The organism is Rhodanobacter sp. OK091 (assembly GCF_900142825.1).
Classification (GTDB): Bacteria; Pseudomonadota; Gammaproteobacteria; order Xanthomonadales; family Rhodanobacteraceae; genus Rhodanobacter.
In genome coordinates, this window is the sequence record NZ_FRCH01000002.1 from 594,247 (window position 1) to 612,341 (window position 18,095).

An 18,095-nucleotide genomic window follows, 5' to 3' on the forward strand; every position below is an offset into this window, starting at 1 on the left:
ACCAACGAAGCGAGAACAGCATGGGTAAGTCAGTAGTCATTCTTGGTGCCCAGTGGGGCGACGAAGGCAAGGGCAAGATCGTCGACCTGCTGACCGAGCGGGTCAGTGCCGTGGCCCGTTTCCAGGGCGGCCACAACGCCGGCCACACGCTGGTGATCAAGGGCAAGAAGACCGTGCTGCACCTGATCCCCTCGGGCATCCTGCGCGACGACGCGCTGTGCCTGATCGGCAACGGCGTGGTGCTGTCGCCCGAGGCGCTGATCCAGGAAATCGCCGAGCTCGAGGCCAACGGCGTCGAAGTGCGCTCGCGCCTCAAGATCAGCCCGGCCACGCCGCTGATCATGCCGTACCACATCGCCGTCGATAAGGCGCGCGAGATCGCCGCCGGCGGCAAGGCCATCGGCACCACCGGCCGCGGCATTGGCCCCGCGTACGAGGACAAGGTCGCCCGCCGCAGCGTGCGCGTGGCCGACCTGATGTACCCGCACGAGCTGCCGGCGCTGATCAAGACCGCCGTCGACTACCACAACTTCATCCTCACCCAGTGGCTGAAGGTCGAGCCGGTCGATTACCAGAAGGTGCTGGACGACGCGCTGGCTTGGGGCGAGTACATCCGCCCGATGGTCGACGACGTCGCCACCATCCTGCACGACGTGCGCAAGGACGGCGGCAACATCTTGTTCGAAGGCGCGCAGGGCGCGCTGCTGGACATCGACCACGGCACCTATCCCTACGTCACCTCCAGCAACACCACCATCGGCGGCGCGCTGGCCGGCACCGGCGTGGGCGCGCGTGACATCGACTACGTGCTGGGCATCTGCAAGGCCTATGCGACGCGCGTCGGCAGCGGTCCGTTCCCGACCGAGTTGAACGACGAGATGGGCGAGCGCCTGCGCAAGGTCGGCAACGAGTTCGGCGCCAGCACCGGCCGCCCGCGCCGCTGCGGCTGGATCGACCTGGTCGCGCTCAAGCGCGCCACCCAGATCAACGGCATCAACGGCCTGGCCATCACCAAGCTCGACGTGCTCGACGGCCTGGAAACCGTCAAGGTCTGCATCGCCTACGAATACCGCGGCAAGCGCCGCGAACTGGCCCCGCTGGACGCTGACGGCTGGGACGAATGCAAGCCGGTCTACCTGGAATTCCCCGGCTGGCAGGAATCCACCGCCGGCATCCGCGACTGGAACCAACTGCCCCCCGCCGCCCGCGCCTATCTGCGTGCTGTGGAAGAACTCTCCGGCTGCCGCCTGGCGCTGGTGGCCACCGGTGCGGATCGTGACGACACGATCGTGCTGGATGATCCGTTTGCTTGAGCACAAGCTTGAGGTAATGGTTGAACCAAAAAGCCCCGCGACGCGGGGCTTTTTGGTTTCTGTGCAGAGGTACGGGTAGGCATCAAAAAAGGAGCGGCGAATTCCGGTACTGTCGTATGCTTCCTGGCACTGGATAGTCCGCGAGTGCTGCAAGCAAGGTCGGCGCCGTTTATGTAGGAGCAAGTATGCAGCTGTACGCAGGAATTGCGGGGGATTTCGTACAAGCCGCAACACACAATGCGATAGCCTTGCGCCTATCGGAGGCGTTCTTAGAACATTTCAGGTATAGGCCTTCACCGGGCGAATTCCAGTCTTGGCAAAACTCTCTAAAGTCACTGGCAAGTGTCATCGAAATCGGACAACTGGGGCGTAGCGGTGTGTTGCTCGAGTTTCAATTGCCGCTGACTTCCCGTCGACTCGATGCCTTAATCACTGGCAGCCACGGAAAGCGTCAGCGTGGCGTGATCGTCGAACTGAAGCAATGGAGTCAGTCGGAGCTGGGTAGTGCAGATGATTTACTGCGTACCTGGGTGGGCGGCAGTCACCGTGACGTGTTGCATCCCTCAGTGCAGGCGAATCAGTACCGACGTTACTTGGCGGATATGCACGAGGCTTTTCAGGGTGAGGACAGGGTCTCGCTTGACGCTTGCGCCTATCTTCATAACTATCATCCCGAGGGTGCCGATCCACTCTTTGATGAGCGCTCGGATGCAGTTCGCCGACTCGTTCCTGTGTTCACTGGTGGCGACACGACGCGCTTGGCGAAGCATTTGGCGGAACATCTGGGTGTGGATGGGGGTGAGGAAACGCTCAGCCGCATCGTCAACAGCCGTTATCGTCCGGCCAAGAAGTTGCTGGCGCATGTGGGGCAGGTGATCAAGCAGGAACCTGCCTTCGTGTTGCTGGACGAACAGCAGGTCATTTTCAGTCAAGTCCGCTCGGCGGTCGAATCTGCGGTGCTGGATTATCGCAAGCACGTCTTTCTTGTACACGGAGGCCCAGGCACGGGTAAATCGGTACTGGCGCTGAACCTGCTTGCAGAGTTGTCGGGCCAGGGACTCAATGCCCAGCATGCCACTGGTTCGAAAGCGTTTACCAAGACTCTGCAGAAAATTGTCGGAACTCGAGCAGGGCAGCAATTCAGATTCTTCAACAATTTTGTACATGCATCGCATAACGACATTGATGTACTGATCTGCGATGAAGCACATCGCATACGCTCCACCAGCAATCATCGATTCACCAAGAAGGCGGACAAGTCCGAGCGACCGCAGATGCAGGAGCTGATTGAATCGGCCAAGGTCACGGTGTTCCTGGTGGACGACCAACAAGTGGTTCGACCCAACGAGATCGGTACCTCGACACTGATCCGGGAGTTTGCGGACAGCCAACGATGTGTACTGCACGAGAGTCGGCTTGAGGCACAGTTTCGCTGCTCGGGATCCGAGGCATTCGTGGGGTGGGTTGACAACACCCTGGGGGTGCGCAAAACAGCTCATCCGATCTTCGACCAGGCCCAGGAAACTTTCGAGGTACTGATTGTCGACAGTCCTGAGATCTTGGATACATTGATCCGCGGCAAAGCTGCTGAGGGTCATTCGGCTCGCTTGGTCGCCGGCTATTGCTGGCCTTGGTCGTCAGTTCTCGCAACTGATGGCCAACTGGAGAGGGACGTCAAGATTGGTGGCTTCGAGCGTCCCTGGAATGCAAGGGCTGATATGAAGGGATTGCCTGCCGGCATACCCAAATCTGATTTCTGGGCCCACGATCCGGCAGGCATCGAGCAGATTGGTTGCATCTACACGGCGCAAGGGTTCGAGTTCGATTACGTCGGTGTTATCTGGGGCCGGGATCTTCGATACGATCCGGCAATCAGCGACTGGGTAGGTGATCGCGCTGTGTCACAGGATGGAGAAGTAAAGCGCCGTGCCGAAGGTTTTTTGGCCCTCGTCAAGAACACTTATCGTGTCTTGTTGTCTCGTGGCATGAAAGGTTGTTACGTCTACTTTGAGGATCAGGAGACGGGAAAGTTTGTTCGTAGCCGCATCGAGAGTCTTGGGCTTGCACTGAAACCATCGGTTAACGAACCCATGCCGGAGCAAACTCGCGCGGCCCCTGTGCTGGACATCCGGCCGTTTCAGATTCTGCGAGGGCGTGATGTTCGCCCCTGGGAAAATGCGGTGCCGTTGCTCGATCTCAGGATTGCTGCAGGCGATTTCAGCGATGCGCAGTCATTGGAAGAGGATGCGGTGGAATGGGTAACCTTGCAAGACCATATCCGTCCACAGCCAGGACAATTTATCGCGCAGGTTGTAGGAGAGTCGATGAACCGGAAAGTGCCCAACGGTACATGGGCGCTGTTCACCACGGATGTGAGGGGTAGCAGGCAAGGCAAGGTGGTGCTTGCAGAACGACGCGAACTTGGCGACCCGGATGAGAGCGGCCGCTATACGCTGAAAATATACGACGCCCGCAAGCGTGATGATGACAGCGGTATTGTCTATGAATCGGTCGTGCTAAGACCGGACAGCACGGATGCGCGTTATCAACCGATCATCATTGATCTCGATGACGACGACCGGCCACGGATCATTGCGGTCTTGGTACTTACTTTAATCTGAGCCGCTGATACCGTTCGCTTTTAATCACGAAAATTCTATAGCTGACATAGCAGTGGAGTCATTCAAGCATGAACGAACATGCTGTAGATATTCTTACCGAACTGCGGGATCTGGTGCGTGAATTCGTTCGCGAACGCGACTGGGAAAAATTTCATACTCCGAAGAATCTTGCTGTGTCGTTAAGCGTCGAAGCGGCTGAGTTGCTTGAGCCATTCCAGTGGCTTGCTACTGGCGAGAACGGTGAGCTAAGTGCTGCGAAACTCGATCATGTCCGCCACGAGGCAGCTGATGTGTTTATCTATCTGATCGGCCTTGCGGACCGGCTTGATATTGATTTGTCCTCGGCGGTTCGCGAAAAAATTGCGATGAATCGGGCGAAGTACCCGGCCGAGAAAGTGCGTGGCGATGCACGCAAGTACACCGATTACGACTAGAAGTGGATATTCAATCGTCGAGAATTTGCATTGACTCGGCTGTTCTTCAGCGCCGTTTCGTGGGATCGATGTTATAGGCCGAGCGTTGTCGGGCTGCCACATCAGCCCATCCACCATCGCGCGGGCTTCAATTCGTGCAGGTCGATTTCGATATTGACCTCTGCTTCGCGTCTTAGACGTTACGGTTCGAGCGAATAACCACATTTCGCGAGGAGGAACCATCCATGTCCGACGAAAATGCCAAGACGCCCGCCGACCATATCGGCGATACGGTGGCGCAGCTCAAGGAGATGCGGCACTACTCCAAGAACAACGTGGAAACACTGACGGCGGCGTGGCTGTTGTTCGACGGCGAGCTGTCCAAACTGAAGCAGGCGGAGAAGATTGCCGACCTGATGGATCGACAAGGACAGCTGCACGAGGCACTGGAAACGGTGATCACCGACCTGGAAGAAGTGCTGGAGAAGATGAAGCCTGCGCCGGAAGAGTAAGCGTGCGGATTTTCGACAGCCTTCAAACGTGGACGGGATCGTTGCCGTAGGGCTGCACGGGATGATCGTCGCTGGTAAGTAGGCGGACGAAGTTGGGATGGATGAACAGCTTTTCGCGACCGACCTTGATCTCGCGCAACATGCCCAGGTCGGCCAGCTGTTTCAGATATACCGAGGCGGTCTGGCGCTTGGCGATGTCGGCTTCCACCAGGTTCTGGATGCGGCAGTACGGTTGTACGAACAGCATGTCGACCAACTCGCGCGTGTAGATCTTCGATGCACGAGTCTTGACGAAGGCGGTAGCCTGAGCTTGCAGTAGCTGGATGGCTTGTATCTTGGCGGTGGTCCACTGGGCGGTGTCGGTTACCGCGGCCAGCATGAAACCGACCCACGCCTCCCAGGCACCGTCGCGCGTGACCGCCAGCAGGTTGCGGTAGTAGTCGGCACGGTGCCGCAGGATGTAACGCGACAGATACAGCACCGGCTGGGTGAGCAGGCCTTGCTCCACCAGCAGCAATAGATTGAGCACACGTCCGGTGCGGCCGTTGCCATCGAGAAATGGATGGATCGCCTCGAACTGGTAATGCGCCACGGCCATGCGGATCAGCGGATCGATCTCGGTGTGCTCGTGGATGAAGCGCTCCCAGTTGGCCAGCTTTTCGCGCAACAGTGCCTCGCCGACCGGCGGGGTATAGATCAGCTCGCCGGTGGCGGCATTGGCCAGTGCAGTGCCCGGTATTCGCCGGATATCCATGACGATGTTCTTGAGTTGACTGCACACCTGGATCGCGGTGTTGGTGCTGAGTGGTCGATGCTTGAGCGAGACAAACCCTTCGTAGAGCGCACTGCGATAGCGCAGGGCTTCCTTGGTGGCTGGGTCGTCCGCTTGGTCTTCCATCTGCGCGTAGCGGAACAACGCGTCGCTGGTGGTGACTATGTTTTCGATCTCGCTGCTGGCCTGGGCTTCCAATAATGGAATGGTGTTGATCAGTACCGCCTGATTCGGAATCAGGTCGCCGGCACTTTTCAATGCCGCCAGCGCCGCCCGTGCCTCAATGCATGCCTTGAGCAGCGGCTTGCTTTCGATATCGGCAGCCGGTGGCAGCTCGGGCAGGGTGTTGTACGGCTGCTTGGGATCGAAAGGCATAGTTGGGCTCCTGTCCATATCGACGTGTTGGCGGAACATGTCGATGGTGTCGACAGTAGGGTAAAACATGTCGATATTCAATAAATATTTCGACATGAATTCGAGATATGTCGATGGAATCGACACGTCAGCCCGATATGTCGATGGGCGTACCTTTGGTGATTGGCACGGCAGGATCCAGCGGGTCCTGAGTAGTGAGTGCCACGACTTCGACCAGGTCATCGTTGCCAAGGGCGCCGCTGCCGCACACGGACGGGCTCTCTTTTTGATGCGGCGACCCGGGCTGCTGTCACTTCGAAAGATCCGGAAGGTCATGCATGACTTCCGGCGGTATTTCGAGAGCGGTGTCAGGCCTCACTATCGGGAAAACGAGGAGCTTGCTCTTGCAGGGCTCGCTTCGTTGCAGTTCTTTTTACTCGACACCTTTGAGCCGTCATCAACCTAGTTGGCGGCTGGCATGTCGAGTTCACCTTTGAGGGGATGTCATGCGTAGCATTCTGGTTTCGGCGATTGCCCTGGCGCTTGCCGGCGTTTCAATGACGGGCATGGCGGCGACGCCGCTCGTCGCGTCCCATGCCGAGCTTGCCACCACCCAGTTGCCGCGCAGTGTGCGGCCCAGCCATTACGACGTGGCGGTGACGCCGCATGCGGACAAGCTGAGTTTCGACGGCACGGTAACGGTGACGGTCGATGTGCTGCAGCCGACTGCCAGCATCACGCTCAATGCGATCGACATGACGTTCTCGTCGGTGAGCCTGAAGCCGACCCGGCTTCGGGTCACCGCTCTCGCGCCGCCGAAGGTGTCGGTGGATGCCGCTGCACAGACGGCGACGTTCACCTTCGCGGGGCCGATCCCGGTCGGCAACTACACGCTGACGATGAGCTATACCGGCAAGATCGGCACCCAGGCCAACGGCTTGTTCGCGATCGACTACGACACCAAGGCGGGCAAGAAGCGCGCGCTGTATACGCAGTTCGAAAATTCCGACGCACGCCGCTTCATCCCGTCATGGGACGAGCCGGCGTACAAGGCCACCTTCAATCTGGAAGTGACCGTGCCGAGTGGCGAGATGGCGGTGAGCAACATGCCGGCCGCGTCGAAGACCGACCTCGGCAACGGCATGACGCGCGTGCAGTTCCAGCCGTCGCCGAAGATGTCGACTTATCTGCTGTTCTTCGGGCTGGGCGAGTTCGATCGCGCCACCGCCACTTCCGATGGCACCGAGATCGGCGTGATCACGCAGAAGGGGCTGACCTCACAGGCCGGCTTCACGCTGAAATCGGGCAGTGACGTGCTGCACGAATATAACGACTACTTCGGCGTGCCGTTCCCGCTGCCGAAGCTGGACAACATCGCCTCGCCGGGCAGCAGTCAGTTCTTCTCGGCGATGGAGAACTGGGGCGCGATCTACACGTTCGAATACGCGCTGCTGCTCGATCCCTCGATCTCGACGCAGTCGGACAAGCAGCAGGTGTTCAACACCGCCGCGCACGAAATGGCGCACCAGTGGTTCGGCGATCTGGTCACGATGCGCTGGTGGGACGACTTGTGGCTCAACGAGGGCTTTGCCTCGTGGATGGCTGCGCGCACCACCGAGAAGCTGCATCCGGAATGGCATACCGATCTCGACGCGGTGGGCACGCGCGAAGGTGCGATGTCGCGCGACGCGGTGGCCACCACGCACCCGGTGGTGCAGCACGTGGAGACGGTGGAGCAGGCCAGTCAGGCGTTCGACGCCATCACCTATTCCAAGGGCGAAGCGGTGATCCGCATGCTGGAAGCCTACGTCGGCGCGGACACCTGGCGCGACGGCGTGCGCCGCTATATCAAGGCGCATGCGTACAACAACACGGTGTCCGACGATCTGTGGCGCGAAGTGCAGGCCGCCGCGGGCAAGCCGATCACTCAGATCGCGCATGATTTCACCTTGCAGCCGGGCGTTCCGCTGATCCGCGTGGAGGCGTCCGCGTGCAGCGGCGGCAAGACCACGCTGAAGCTGACTCAGGGCGAATTCACCAAGGACCGCCCGAACAAGACTCCGCTGAAGTGGCATGTGCCGGTGATCGCACAGAGCGTGGGCGGCGAGCCGGCACGCACGGTGGTAGATGGCACGGCTACGCTGTCGGTGCCCGGCTGCGGCCCGGTGCTGGTCAATGCCGGGCAGAGCGGCTACTACCGCACGTTGTACTCGCCGGCGCAGTTCGCGGCGATCAAGGGCGATTTCGCCAAGCTGGCTCCGATCGACCAGATGGGCTTGATGGGCGACACCTGGGCGCTGGGCATGGCCGGGCTGGAGCCGGCGTCGAGCTATCTGGATCTGGCCCAGGCCACACCGGCGAACGCCGATCCCCAGATCTGGGGCGATATCGCCGGCAGCTTCTCCGGCCTGCATCAGTACTACCGCGGCGACAAGGCCCGGCAGGCACGCTTCGATGCGTTCGCGCTGAAGCAGTTGCAGCCGGTATTCGCACGTATCGGTTGGGAGGCCAAGGCGGACGAAGGCGACCCGACCACGATTCTGCGCACGCAACTGATCGGCGTGTTGGCTGACCTGGGCGACACCGCCGTGATCAAGGAGGCGCAGCGCCGCTACGCGGCACAGGCCAGCGACCCGAAGGCGATACCGGCTGCCTTGCGCAAGACCATTCTTGCGGTCGTGGCGCGGCACGCCGATGCGGCCACCTGGGACAAGCTGCATGCGATGGCGAAGGCCGAAACGACGCCGCTGATCAAGGATCAGCTGTACTCGCTGCTGTCCGTCGCCGAGGACGATGCGCTGGCCCAGCGCGCGCTGGACATGGCACTCACCGACGAACCGGGCGCCACCAACAGCGCCCGCATGATCGGCGTCGTTGGGTACCAGCATCCGGACATGGCGTTCGACTTCGCATTGGCGCATCGTGCCCAGGTAGACAAGCTGGTCGACTCGACCTCGAGCAGCCGCTACTACCCGGGACTCGGCGGCAGTTCGAACGATCCGGCGATGATCGGCAAGATCAAGGCCTACGCCGACGCTCACATTGCAGCCGGCTCGCGCCGCGCCGCCGATACGGTGATCGCCAACATCCAATACCGCATGATGGTGCGCAGCGAGCGCCTGCCGGCGATCGACGCGTGGCTGGCGAAGAACGGCGGCTGATCCCCGGCTGCGGTTTGACTGCAAGGAAGCCCCGCACTGCGGGGCTTCCTTTTTTTGTGCTGGCCTCGCGCATCGGCGGTTTGCCGTTGGCTTGCTTCCGGATCCGGGCGCGGCGATATGATCGCGGACGTGCGCTGCCGCATTTCCACCAATCGAGCCCGAAAGCGATGGTCGATACCGAGAACAAGATGGAACCCGACAGCGCGGTCTACAAGACCTTGCTGGAATCGACCAAGGCGATTCCGTGGAAGATCGATTGGGGCACCATGCAGTTCGCCTACATCGGGCCGCAGATCGAGGCGCTGCTGGGGTGGACGCCGTCGAGCTGGGTGACGGTGGAGGACTGGGCTGGTCGCATGCATCCCGAGGATCGCGAGCGGGTGGTGAATTTCTGCGTGGCGCAATCGCAAGCCGGCGTGGACCATGAGGCCGACTACCGAGCGCTGACCCGCGACGGCCACTACGTGTGGATCCGCGACGTGGTGCATGTGGTGCGCAACGAGGACGGCACGGTGGATTCGCTGATCGGCTTCATGTTCGACATCAGCGAGCGCAAGCAGACCGAGCAGCAGCTGATCACCTTGCAGAAGGAACTGGAAGAGCTTTCCTTCCGCGACGGCCTGACCGGCGTCGCCAACCGCCGCCGTTTCGACGCGCTGATGGAGCTCGAATGGAGCAACGCGCGGCGCAACCGGCAGCCGCTGTCGCTGATCATGCTGGATATCGATTATTTCAAGCAGTACAACGACTGCTACGGTCATCTCGAAGGCGACATCTGCCTGAAGCGCGTGGCGCAAATACTGAGTTCAGCCGCGACGCGGGCACGCGATCTGCTGGCCCGCTTCGGCGGCGAGGAATTCGTGCTGGTGTTGCCGGAAACCGACGAGGCCGCCGCCCGCAAGCTGGCCGAACGCTGCCGCGACCTGATCCTGGGCCAGCAGATTCCGCACGAACAATCCCCGATCAGCTCGGTGCTGACGGTCAGCCTAGGCGTGGGTACCGTGATACCCGGCCACGACGACGAGCTGCTGCCGTTCATCGGCAAGGTCGACAAGCGGCTGTACGAGGCCAAGCAGCAGGGCCGGAACTGCATCGTCGCGGGATGAAAGAAAAGGCCCCGCATGCGGGGCCTCTCGTACTTCGAGTGAATCGCGGGCTTACGCCTCGACTTCTTCCTTATAGGCATCGACCGGAATGCAGGCACACATGATGTTCTTGTCGCCGTAGATGTTGTCCACGCGGGCGACCGGCGACCAGTATTTCTGCAGCTTGAGGCTGGCCAGCGGGAATGCGGCCAGCTCGCGCGGGTAGGCGTGGATCCACTCGCTGGCCGAGACCATGGTGGCGGTGTGCGGCGCGTTCTTCAGCGGGTTGTCCTCGCGGTCGAGCTTGCCGTCTTCGATCGCGCGGATCTCGTCGCGGATCTGGATCATCGCGTCGATGAAGCGGTCCAGTTCGATCTGCGATTCGCTCTCGGTCGGTTCCACCATCAATGTACCGGAGACCGGGAAGCTCAGTGTCGGTGCGTGGAAGCCGAAATCGATCAGCCGCTTGGCCACGTCCTCGGCGCCGATGCCGGTGGCGTCCTTGAGCGGGCGCAGGTCGAGGATGCACTCGTGCGCGACCAGGCCGTTGCGGCCGGTGTACAGGGTCGGGTAGTGCGCTTCCAGCCGCTTGGCAATGTAGTTGGCGTTGAGCAGGGCGACCTGGGTGGCCTTGCGCAGGCCTTGCTGGCCCATCATCGTGATGTACATCCACGAGATCGGCAGGATCGAGGCCGAACCGTAGCTGGCCGCGCTGACCATGCCGACCGCACTGTGCTCGCCGAGCTTGCCCGGCAGGAACGGCGCGAGATGCGATTTCACCGCGCACGGACCGACGCCCGGACCACCGCCGCCATGCGGGATGCAGAAGGTCTTGTGCAGGTTCAGGTGCGATACGTCCGAGCCCCACTTGCCGGGCTTGGCCACGCCGACCAGCGCGTTCATGTTGGCGCCGTCGGTATACACCTGCCCGCCGTGCGCATGCACGATGTCGCAGATCGCGACGATGTCTTCCTCGAACACGCCATGCGTGGACGGGTAGGTGATCATCAGTGCGGCGAGGCGGTCCGAATACTTCTCGGCGGCACGCCGGATGTCTTCCACGTCGACGTTGCCGTTGGCATCGCACTTGGTCACCACCACGGTCATGCCGCACAGGTGCGCGGAGGCCGGGTTGGTGCCGTGAGCGGATTCGGGGATCAGGCAAATATCACGGTGCTGATGGCCGCGCGAGCGATGGTAAGCGCGGATCGCCAGCAGGCCGGCATATTCGCCCTGCGCGCCGGAGTTCGGCTGCAGACTCACTGCGTCGTAGCCAGTGCATTCCACCAGCATCGCCTCGAGGCCGTCGATCAGTTCCTTGTAGCCGGCCGTCTGCGTGCTGGGCGCCAGCGGATGGATGTCGCCGAACTCGGGCCAGGTGACCGGAATCATCTCGGCAGTGGCGTTGAGCTTCATGGTGCAGGAGCCCAGCGGGATCATGGTGCGATCCATCGCCAGATCCTTGTCAGCCAGCATGCGCATGTAGCGCAGCAGTTCGTGCTCGCTGTGGTGCGAGTTGAACACCGGATGGGTGAGGAACTCGCTCTTGCGCCGCAGAGCCGTCGGCAATGCGTCGGCGGTGACGGCGTCCAGCTCGTCGATATTGTCGATCTGGGCACCGAACAGGCCAGCCAGCGCGATCACTTCGGCGCGGGTGGTGGTTTCGTCGAGGCTGATGCCGATGCAGGTGCCGTGGATCTGGCGCAGGTTGATGCGCAGCGCTTCGGCCCGGGCATGGACGGCGTCGGCGTCGACGTCGGTGATGTGCAAGGTATCGAAGAAGTTCGCACCCACGTTGACGCCGGCCTGGCGCAGCGATGCGGCGAGGATCGCGCTGAGGCGATGCGTGCGGCGGGCGATGCGGGTCAGCCCTTCGGGGCCATGGTAGACGGCGTACATCGAGGCCATCACCGCCAGCAGCACCTGCGCCGTGCAGATGTTGGAGGTCGCCTTCTCGCGACGGATGTGCTGCTCGCGCGTCTGCAAGGTGAGGCGATAAGCCGGCTTGCCTTCGGCGTCGATCGACACGCCGATCAGGCGGCCCGGCATGGAGCGCTTGTACGCGTCACGGCAGGCCATGAACGCGGCATGTGGGCCGCCATTGCCGAACGGCACGCCGAAACGCTGGCTGTTGCCCACCACAATGTCCGCGCCCCATTCGCCAGGAGCAGCGATCAAGGTCAACGCGAGCAGGTCGGTGGCGACCGCGACCAGCGCCCCCCGCGCATGCGCGGCGTCGGCGATGGCCCGGTAGTCGTTGATGGTGCCGAAAGTATTCGGGTATTGCAGCAGCACGCCGAAGCTGTCGACCGTGCCGCCCTCGGCGTCATCGCCGATATGCAGTTCGATGCCGAGCGCCTCGGCGCGGGTCTTGACCACTTCCAGCGTCTGCGGATGCACGCCGTTCGACACGAAGAACACGTTGGACTTGGACTTGCACGAACGCTTGGCCAGCGTCATCGCCTCCGCCGCGGCGGTGGCTTCGTCCAGCAGCGACGCGTTGGCGATCTCCATGCCGGTGAGGTCGGCGCACAGCGTCTGGAAATTGATCAGCGCTTCCATGCGGCCTTGCGAGATCTCCGCCTGATACGGCGTGTACGCGGTGTACCAGGCCGGGTTCTCCAGAATGTTGCGCAGGATGACGTTCGGCGTCAGCGTGCCGTAATAGCCCTGGCCGATGAAGCTGCGAAACACCTTGTTTTTATCGGCGATGGCGCGGATCTTGGCCAATGCCTCGACCTCGGTGATCGCCTGCGGCAGGGCGAGCGGGGCGGGCGACTTGATCTTGCCCGGCACGATCGCGTCGGTCATCGCTTCCAGCGAATCGTGACCGATGACGCGTAGCATCTGCGCGATCTCGGCATCGTTGGGTCCGATGTGGCGCTCGATGAAGGCGTGATGGTGTTCGAGTTCACGCAGGGAGGGCGTGGCCTGGGAAGATGAAGAAGCTTGGCTCATGACGGGCGTCCGGAAATGGCCGATAAAGGCCGGACGTGCGTGCCGCACGTGGGGCGCCCCTCTGTCCTTTTGCCTGAGAGTTTGGAGGCGGAAGCCTCGTGCCCCTTCGGCGGCGGCTTGCGCCGATGAAGGCAGCCGCTCTCTCCAGAGTGTTTACGCGTGATGGTACGGGGCCTGAGCGATTACGGGCGTTGCGTCTTCGGCAGCGGACATGCTCTTTAACGGAGCGGTCCGCTTCTCCCACCAAACGTTTACCTCGGGGATTATACAGGCGGCGCGGACCGGTGACGATCACCGGAATCCATACGGTTTATGCTTGGTAACCCGCCCCGCACCTCAAGGCCTGCTCCATGATCCGCATCGCTGAAATCGACCACGTGGTATTGCGCGCCATCGACATCGTGGCGATGCAACGTTTCTACTGCGACGTACTCGGCTGCCGCGAGGAGCGCCGGCAGGACGAGATCGGCCTGGTGCAGCTGCGAGCAGGCGCCTCATTGATCGACCTGGTCAGCATCGATGGCAAGCTCGGTCGTCACGGTGGCGTCGCACCAGGTGGCGAAGGCCACAACATGGATCACCTGTGCCTGCGCGTCGAGGATTACGATGAAGCGGCGATCCTCGCGCACCTTAAAACACACGGCGTGCGCATCGGCGAGCTGGGTTCGCGCTATGGCGCGCGAGGCGAGGGCCCGTCGATCTACCTGTACGACCCGCAGGGCAACATGATCGAGCTAAAGGGGCCAGCGGCGGTTTGATGCCTGGTTGAGCCCCTCTCCCTGTGCAAGAGGGGTTGGGGTGAGGGTTCGGGCGAAGCGTTAATTTCGACGCAGGAACCGAACCCTCATCCGTCGCTACGCGCCACCTTCTCCCGGAGGGAGAGGGGAAAAGCTGAACCCTGAAAAGACGAAAGCCGCCTCGAGAGGCGGCCTTCGTTTACAATTGGTGCCCAGGAGAGGACTCGAACCTCCACGGAGTTGCCCCCGCTAGCACCTGAAGCTAGTGCGTCTACCAATTCCGCCACCTGGGCAGGTGTCACACCGCTCTGCGAGCTGCGTGAGCCGCGTAATGTAGGCATCTGTCGGTAGCTTGTCAACACTTTTCACAATCATTCATCGCGTCGTGTCATTCTCCGCGCCGCAGATACCACAAGGATATTTAGTGACCAGAAAAACTCCCCCGCACTCCGGCAAGGATCAGGACTCCAAGTCCCCCAAAAAGGGTCGGGCCAGATCGGCCGACCAGAAACAGCAAACCGGTACATCCACCGGACCACGACGCAACAAGGCCGCCGCAGGCGCCGTGCGTGACCCCCATGCCGATCGCGAGGCGCAGCGTTATGCACGTCCGATCCCCAGCCGCGAGGCGATCCTGGCGCTGCTCGAGGAGCGCGCCGAACTGCTGACTGAGGCACGCATTGCCGAAGCGCTGGAAATTCACGACGAAGACGATCTCGACGCGCTGCGCAAGCGGCTGGCTGCGATGGTGCGCGACGGCCAGCTGTTGCTGGGCCGGCGCGGCGGTTATGCGCCGACCCAGAAACTCGACCTGATTGCCGGCCGGGTGCTGGCCAATGCCGAAGGCTATGGTTTCCTGCGCCCGGACGAAGGTGGGGAGGATCTGTACCTGTCGCCGCAGCAGATGCGCACCGTCATGCACGGCGATCGCGTGCTGGCCAGCGTAGTCGGCATCGATCGTCGCGGTCGCCGGCAAGGTGCGATTGCCGAAGTGCTGGAACGGCGCTCGCCGCGATTGGTCGGACGGGTGGTGATCGAGAACGGCGTGACCTTGGTGGCGCCGGACGATCGGCGCCTGAACCAGGACGTGATGATCAAGCCGGGACAGGAGCAAGGTGCCAGCTCCGGTCAGATCGTGGTGGTCGAGATCACCGATCCGCCGACGCCGCATCGCGGGCCGATGGGCGAGATCCGTGCGGTGCTGGGCGAGCGGCTGCAGCCGTCGCTGGTGGTGGAAATGGCGATCGCCAGCCACGACCTGCCGCACGAGTGGCCAGCGGAAGTGCTGCGCGATGCGGCGCAGGTGGAATCCGCGGTGACCGCCGCCGAGCGCGAAGGCCGCACCGATATCCGCCAGCTGCCGCTGGTGACGATCGACGGCGCCGACGCGCGCGATTTCGATGATGCGGTATATGCCGAGCCGAAGCGTGGCGGCGGCTGGCGCCTGATCGTGGCGATCGCCGACGTCTCGCATTACGTGCAGGTCGGCAATGCGCTGGATCGCGAAGCTTATGAGCGCAGCACCTCGACCTATTTCCCCGGCTTCGTGGTGCCGATGCTGCCGGAGACGCTGTCCAACGGCATCTGCTCGCTGATGCCGAAGGTCGAGCGGATGTGCATGGTCTGCGACATGCAGATCGACGCCGAAGGCAACGTGATCAAGTCGAAGTTCTACGACGCGGTGATGCTGTCGCATGCGCGGCTCACCTACGACAAGGTCTGGCAGGCAGTAGGTCTTAAGGAGGCTGATGCCCGCCATGAAGTCGCTGATGTGCTGCCGCAACTCGAAAACCTGCACGCGCTGTACAAGGCGATGGCGCAACAGCGCAAGCGCCGCGGCGCCATCGACTTCGAAACGCCGGAAGTGAAGTTCCGCCTCGACCAGACCGGCAGCGTGGAGTCGATGGGTGCGACAGAGCGAAACGACGCACACAAGCTGATCGAGGAATGCATGATCGCTGCCAACGTGCAGGCGGCGCTGTTCCTGGAAAAGAAGAAGATCCCCGCACTGTTCCGCGCGCACGAGCCGCCGCCGGCCGAGAAGTACGAAGACCTGCAGCAGTTCCTGCGCGAGTTCAAGCTGCGCATGCCGCCGGTGGAAGATGTCACCCCGGCCGACTTCTCCGAAATTCTGCGGATGGTGCATGACCGTCCCGAGCGCGAGCTGATCCAGAACGTGCTGTTGCGCTCGCAGAGCATGGCTGCGTACCAGCCGGACAACCGCGGCCACTTCGGCCTGGCGCTGCAGGCGTATGCGCACTTCACCTCGCCGATCCGCCGTTATCCGGATCTGCTGGTGCATCGCGCGATCCGTTACGCGTTCAGCGGCCGCAAGCCGGCCGACTACACGTACAGCCCGGCCGAGATGTCGGCCATGGCGATCCACTGTTCACAACGCGAACGCCGTGCCGAAGAGGCCGAGCGCGATGTGGATGAGCGCTTCAAGTGCGCGTGGATGGAAAAGCACATCGGCAGCGAATTCGAAGGCGTGGTTACCGGCGTCACTTCGTTCGGCCTGTTCGTGGAGCTGGACGAATCGAAGGTCTCCGGCCTGGTGCACATCAGCCAGCTCGCCAACGATTACTACCACTTCGATGCGACCCGCAAACTGCTGAAGGGCGAGCGCACCGGCGCACAGTTCCGTCTCGGCGACCATGTGCGTGTCCAGGTGCTGCGTGCCAGCCTTGAGGACCGCAAGATCGACTTCCGGCTGGTGTCGCCACGTGTGCCGGCCACGCCGCCGACAGCAACCGGCAAGGCTTACGACTATGCGGCCAGCGGCGAACGTTACTCGTTGCCGAAGAAGGCGGCCGGTCCCGCCAAGGCGCCAGGCATGTTCGGCCGGGCAGCCAAGGCGATCGGCCGCGCGTTCGGCCGACGCGATGCCGTAGTGCCGGAGATTCACGTGCCGAGCGATAATGCGCCGCCGCGTTCGCGCGCTGCCACACCGTCTGCGGAAAGCAGCAGCCGTCCGCGTCGCGCGCCGGCACCGGCCAAGTCGGCGCATGGTCAGCCGAGTCACGGCAAGCGGCAGGGCCAGTCAGCCCGATCGGCACCGGCATCGACGCCTGCGAGCGGCGGCAAGAAGCGCAGTGGGCGCAAACCGAAACCGAAAGGCAAGCCATGAGTGAGAGTTGGATCGTCGGCATCAATCCCGTCGAAGGTGCGTTGAGCAATGACGTCGAACGCGTGCGTGAGCTCGTGGTCGAGAACGGCCAGCGCAATCCGCGTGTGCACGAACTGGTCGAGCGCGCGAAGGCGCTGAAGATCACCGTGAACCACCGGCCGCGCGAGCAGCTCGACAAGCTCGCCGGCGAAGCGCGTCACCAGGGCGTGGCGGCGTTGTACGAGGCGCCTCCGATGGCGCATGAAAACGACCTGGCTGCGTTGATGGAGCGCGACGGCAGCGACACGCTGGTGCTGGTGCTCGACGGCGTCACCGATCCGCACAATCTCGGTGCCTGCCTGCGCAGTGCGGCGGCGGCGAAAGTCACCGCGGTGATCGTGCCGAAGGATCGCGCCGTGGGCCTGACCCCGGTGGTGCGCCGCGCCTCGGCTGGCGGCGCCGATCGGGTGCCGCTGATCGCGGTGACCAACCTGGCGCGCACGCTGCGCGAGCTGAAGGACGCTGGCGTGTGGATCACCGGCCTGGCCGGCGACACCGACACCTCGATTTATGGCGTCGACTTCAAGGGGCCTGTGGCGCTGGTGCTGGGCGGCGAAGGCGAGGGCATCCGTCGGCTGACCCGTGAGCTGTGCGATTTCGTGGCGAAGATTCCGATGCCGGGCACGATGGAAAGCCTCAACGTCTCGGTCGCCACCGGCGTGGTGCTGTTCGAAGCCTTGCGGCAGCGGAGTGCGAAGCGATGAACCTGTTCTGGTACGACTGGGCCGGCTATATCGGCGTGGCGCTGGTGCTGCTGGCATTTTTCCTGCTGCAGGAACGCAAGCTGCAAGGCAGTGGGCTGACCTATCAGCTGATGAACATCCTGGGTGCGATCGGAGTGATGCTGTCGCTGGGCTTCGGCAATTTCAACCTCGCTGCCTTCATCATGCAGGTCGCATGGTTGCTGATCGGCAGCTACGGCGTGTATCGCGGCATCAAGCGGCGCCGCGGAATGCGCGAGCTGCCGTAACGGCGATTCCGTTCCGCGCATGTTGCAGGAGCC

13 protein-coding genes, 1 tRNA gene and 1 riboswitch are annotated in these 18,095 nt (G+C 62.4%); of the genes, 11 read left to right on the forward strand and 3 right to left on the reverse strand.

Going from position 1 to position 18,095, the window contains the following annotated elements; genetic code table 11:
• The first annotated feature begins 20 nt into the window (after positions 1 to 20).
• The 4 genes from BUA26_RS12200 (at position 21) to BUA26_RS12215 (ending at position 4,859) form a co-directional block, all read left to right on the forward strand.
• Entirely contained in the window at positions 21 to 1,313 is a 1,293-nt protein-coding gene (locus tag BUA26_RS12200; protein ID WP_072761567.1) for an adenylosuccinate synthase, read from the forward strand.
• A gap of 185 nt (positions 1,314 to 1,498) precedes the next feature.
• The gene (locus tag BUA26_RS12205) at positions 1,499 to 3,934 is read left to right on the forward strand and encodes a DNA/RNA helicase domain-containing protein (protein ID WP_072761066.1); all 2,436 of its coding nucleotides are present in this window, start codon (positions 1,499 to 1,501) and stop codon (positions 3,932 to 3,934) included.
• A gap of 68 nt (positions 3,935 to 4,002) precedes the next feature.
• Positions 4,003 to 4,368 (forward strand): nucleotide pyrophosphohydrolase, encoded by a 366-nt coding sequence (locus BUA26_RS12210; RefSeq protein ID WP_072761068.1) that lies wholly within the window; start codon positions 4,003 to 4,005, stop codon positions 4,366 to 4,368.
• A gap of 224 nt (positions 4,369 to 4,592) precedes the next feature.
• Positions 4,593 to 4,859: a hypothetical protein gene (locus BUA26_RS12215; protein ID WP_072761070.1), complete on the forward strand. Its 267-nt coding sequence runs from the start codon at positions 4,593 to 4,595 to the stop codon at positions 4,857 to 4,859.
• A gap of 22 nt (positions 4,860 to 4,881) precedes the next feature.
• On the opposite strand, the gene BUA26_RS12220 is transcribed toward BUA26_RS12215, so the two are convergent.
• Positions 4,882 to 6,006 carry a protein adenylyltransferase Fic gene (locus tag BUA26_RS12220; protein WP_072761072.1) on the reverse strand — a complete coding sequence of 375 codons (1,125 nt, stop codon included), beginning with the start codon at positions 6,004 to 6,006 and terminating at the stop codon, positions 4,882 to 4,884.
• A 67-nt stretch (positions 6,007 to 6,073) separates the two neighbouring features.
• Between BUA26_RS12220 and BUA26_RS12225 the strand changes: the two genes are divergently transcribed.
• From BUA26_RS12225 to BUA26_RS12235, 3 genes are all read left to right on the forward strand, one after another.
• Entirely contained in the window at positions 6,074 to 6,451 is a 378-nt protein-coding gene (locus BUA26_RS12225; protein ID WP_072761074.1) for a hypothetical protein, read from the forward strand.
• A gap of 40 nt (positions 6,452 to 6,491) precedes the next feature.
• On the forward strand, positions 6,492 to 9,146 hold the full coding sequence (locus BUA26_RS12230; RefSeq protein ID WP_072761076.1) for a M1 family metallopeptidase: 2,655 nt from the start codon (positions 6,492 to 6,494) through the stop codon (positions 9,144 to 9,146).
• Positions 9,147 to 9,313: 167 nt separating this feature from the next.
• Complete coding sequence (locus tag BUA26_RS12235) at positions 9,314 to 10,252, forward strand: GGDEF domain-containing protein (RefSeq protein ID WP_072761568.1); 939 nt, start codon at positions 9,314 to 9,316, stop codon at positions 10,250 to 10,252.
• 51 nt (positions 10,253 to 10,303) lie between these two features.
• Here the strand turns inward: BUA26_RS12235 and gcvP are convergent, their stop codons facing one another.
• Complete coding sequence (gene gcvP / locus BUA26_RS12240; RefSeq protein ID WP_072761078.1) at positions 10,304 to 13,189, reverse strand: aminomethyl-transferring glycine dehydrogenase; 2,886 nt, start codon at positions 13,187 to 13,189, stop codon at positions 10,304 to 10,306.
• A 51-nt stretch (positions 13,190 to 13,240) separates the two neighbouring features.
• A riboswitch (glycine riboswitch) is annotated at positions 13,241 to 13,347 on the reverse strand.
• Between the two features lie 192 nt (positions 13,348 to 13,539).
• On the opposite strand from gcvP, the gene BUA26_RS12245 reads away from it, so the two are divergent.
• Complete coding sequence (locus tag BUA26_RS12245) at positions 13,540 to 13,947, forward strand: VOC family protein (protein WP_072761080.1); 408 nt, start codon at positions 13,540 to 13,542, stop codon at positions 13,945 to 13,947.
• A 185-nt stretch (positions 13,948 to 14,132) separates the two neighbouring features.
• Here the strand turns inward: BUA26_RS12245 and BUA26_RS12250 are convergent.
• Positions 14,133 to 14,219 (reverse strand) — tRNA-Leu (locus BUA26_RS12250).
• A gap of 272 nt (positions 14,220 to 14,491) precedes the next feature.
• On the opposite strand from BUA26_RS12250, the gene rnr reads away from it, so the two are divergent.
• From rnr to BUA26_RS12265, 3 genes are read left to right on the forward strand one after another with little or no spacing between them, the layout of a single operon-like run.
• Positions 14,492 to 17,053, forward strand: a complete 2,562-nt coding sequence (gene rnr / locus BUA26_RS12255; RefSeq protein WP_072761569.1) for a ribonuclease R — start codon at positions 14,492 to 14,494, stop codon at positions 17,051 to 17,053.
• Positions 17,050 to 17,796, forward strand: coding sequence for a 23S rRNA (guanosine(2251)-2'-O)-methyltransferase RlmB (rlmB, locus tag BUA26_RS12260; protein ID WP_072761082.1), 747 nt, complete (start codon positions 17,050 to 17,052; stop codon positions 17,794 to 17,796). Before rnr ends, rlmB begins: the two co-directional genes overlap by 4 nt.
• On the forward strand, positions 17,793 to 18,062 hold the full coding sequence (locus BUA26_RS12265; RefSeq protein ID WP_072761084.1) for a CBU_0592 family membrane protein: 270 nt from the start codon (positions 17,793 to 17,795) through the stop codon (positions 18,060 to 18,062). Before rlmB ends, BUA26_RS12265 begins: the two co-directional genes overlap by 4 nt.
• The last annotated feature ends 33 nt before the right edge of the window (positions 18,063 to 18,095 follow it).

Bases quoted from the DNA above. Each gene is read 5' to 3' on its own strand.
- rlmB (WP_072761082.1), top strand. From the start codon at position 17,050: ATGAGTGAGAGTTGGATCGTCGGCATCAATCCCGTCGAAGGTGCGTTG.
- BUA26_RS12215 (WP_072761070.1), top strand. From the start codon at position 4,593: ATGTCCGACGAAAATGCCAAGACGCCCGCCGACCATATCGGCGATACG.
- BUA26_RS12245 (WP_072761080.1), top strand. From the start codon at position 13,540: ATGATCCGCATCGCTGAAATCGACCACGTGGTATTGCGCGCCATCGAC.
- BUA26_RS12210 (WP_072761068.1), top strand. From the start codon at position 4,003: ATGAACGAACATGCTGTAGATATTCTTACCGAACTGCGGGATCTGGTG.
- BUA26_RS12220 (WP_072761072.1), bottom strand. From the start codon at position 6,006: ATGCCTTTCGATCCCAAGCAGCCGTACAACACCCTGCCCGAGCTGCCA.
- BUA26_RS12200 (WP_072761567.1), top strand. From the start codon at position 21: ATGGGTAAGTCAGTAGTCATTCTTGGTGCCCAGTGGGGCGACGAAGGC.
- BUA26_RS12225 (WP_072761074.1), top strand. From the start codon at position 6,074: ATGTCGATATTCAATAAATATTTCGACATGAATTCGAGATATGTCGAT.
- BUA26_RS12205 (WP_072761066.1), top strand. From the start codon at position 1,499: ATGCAGCTGTACGCAGGAATTGCGGGGGATTTCGTACAAGCCGCAACA.
- BUA26_RS12235 (WP_072761568.1), top strand. From the start codon at position 9,314: ATGGTCGATACCGAGAACAAGATGGAACCCGACAGCGCGGTCTACAAG.
- BUA26_RS12230 (WP_072761076.1), top strand. From the start codon at position 6,492: ATGCGTAGCATTCTGGTTTCGGCGATTGCCCTGGCGCTTGCCGGCGTT.
- BUA26_RS12265 (WP_072761084.1), top strand. From the start codon at position 17,793: ATGAACCTGTTCTGGTACGACTGGGCCGGCTATATCGGCGTGGCGCTG.
- gcvP (WP_072761078.1), bottom strand. From the start codon at position 13,189: ATGAGCCAAGCTTCTTCATCTTCCCAGGCCACGCCCTCCCTGCGTGAA.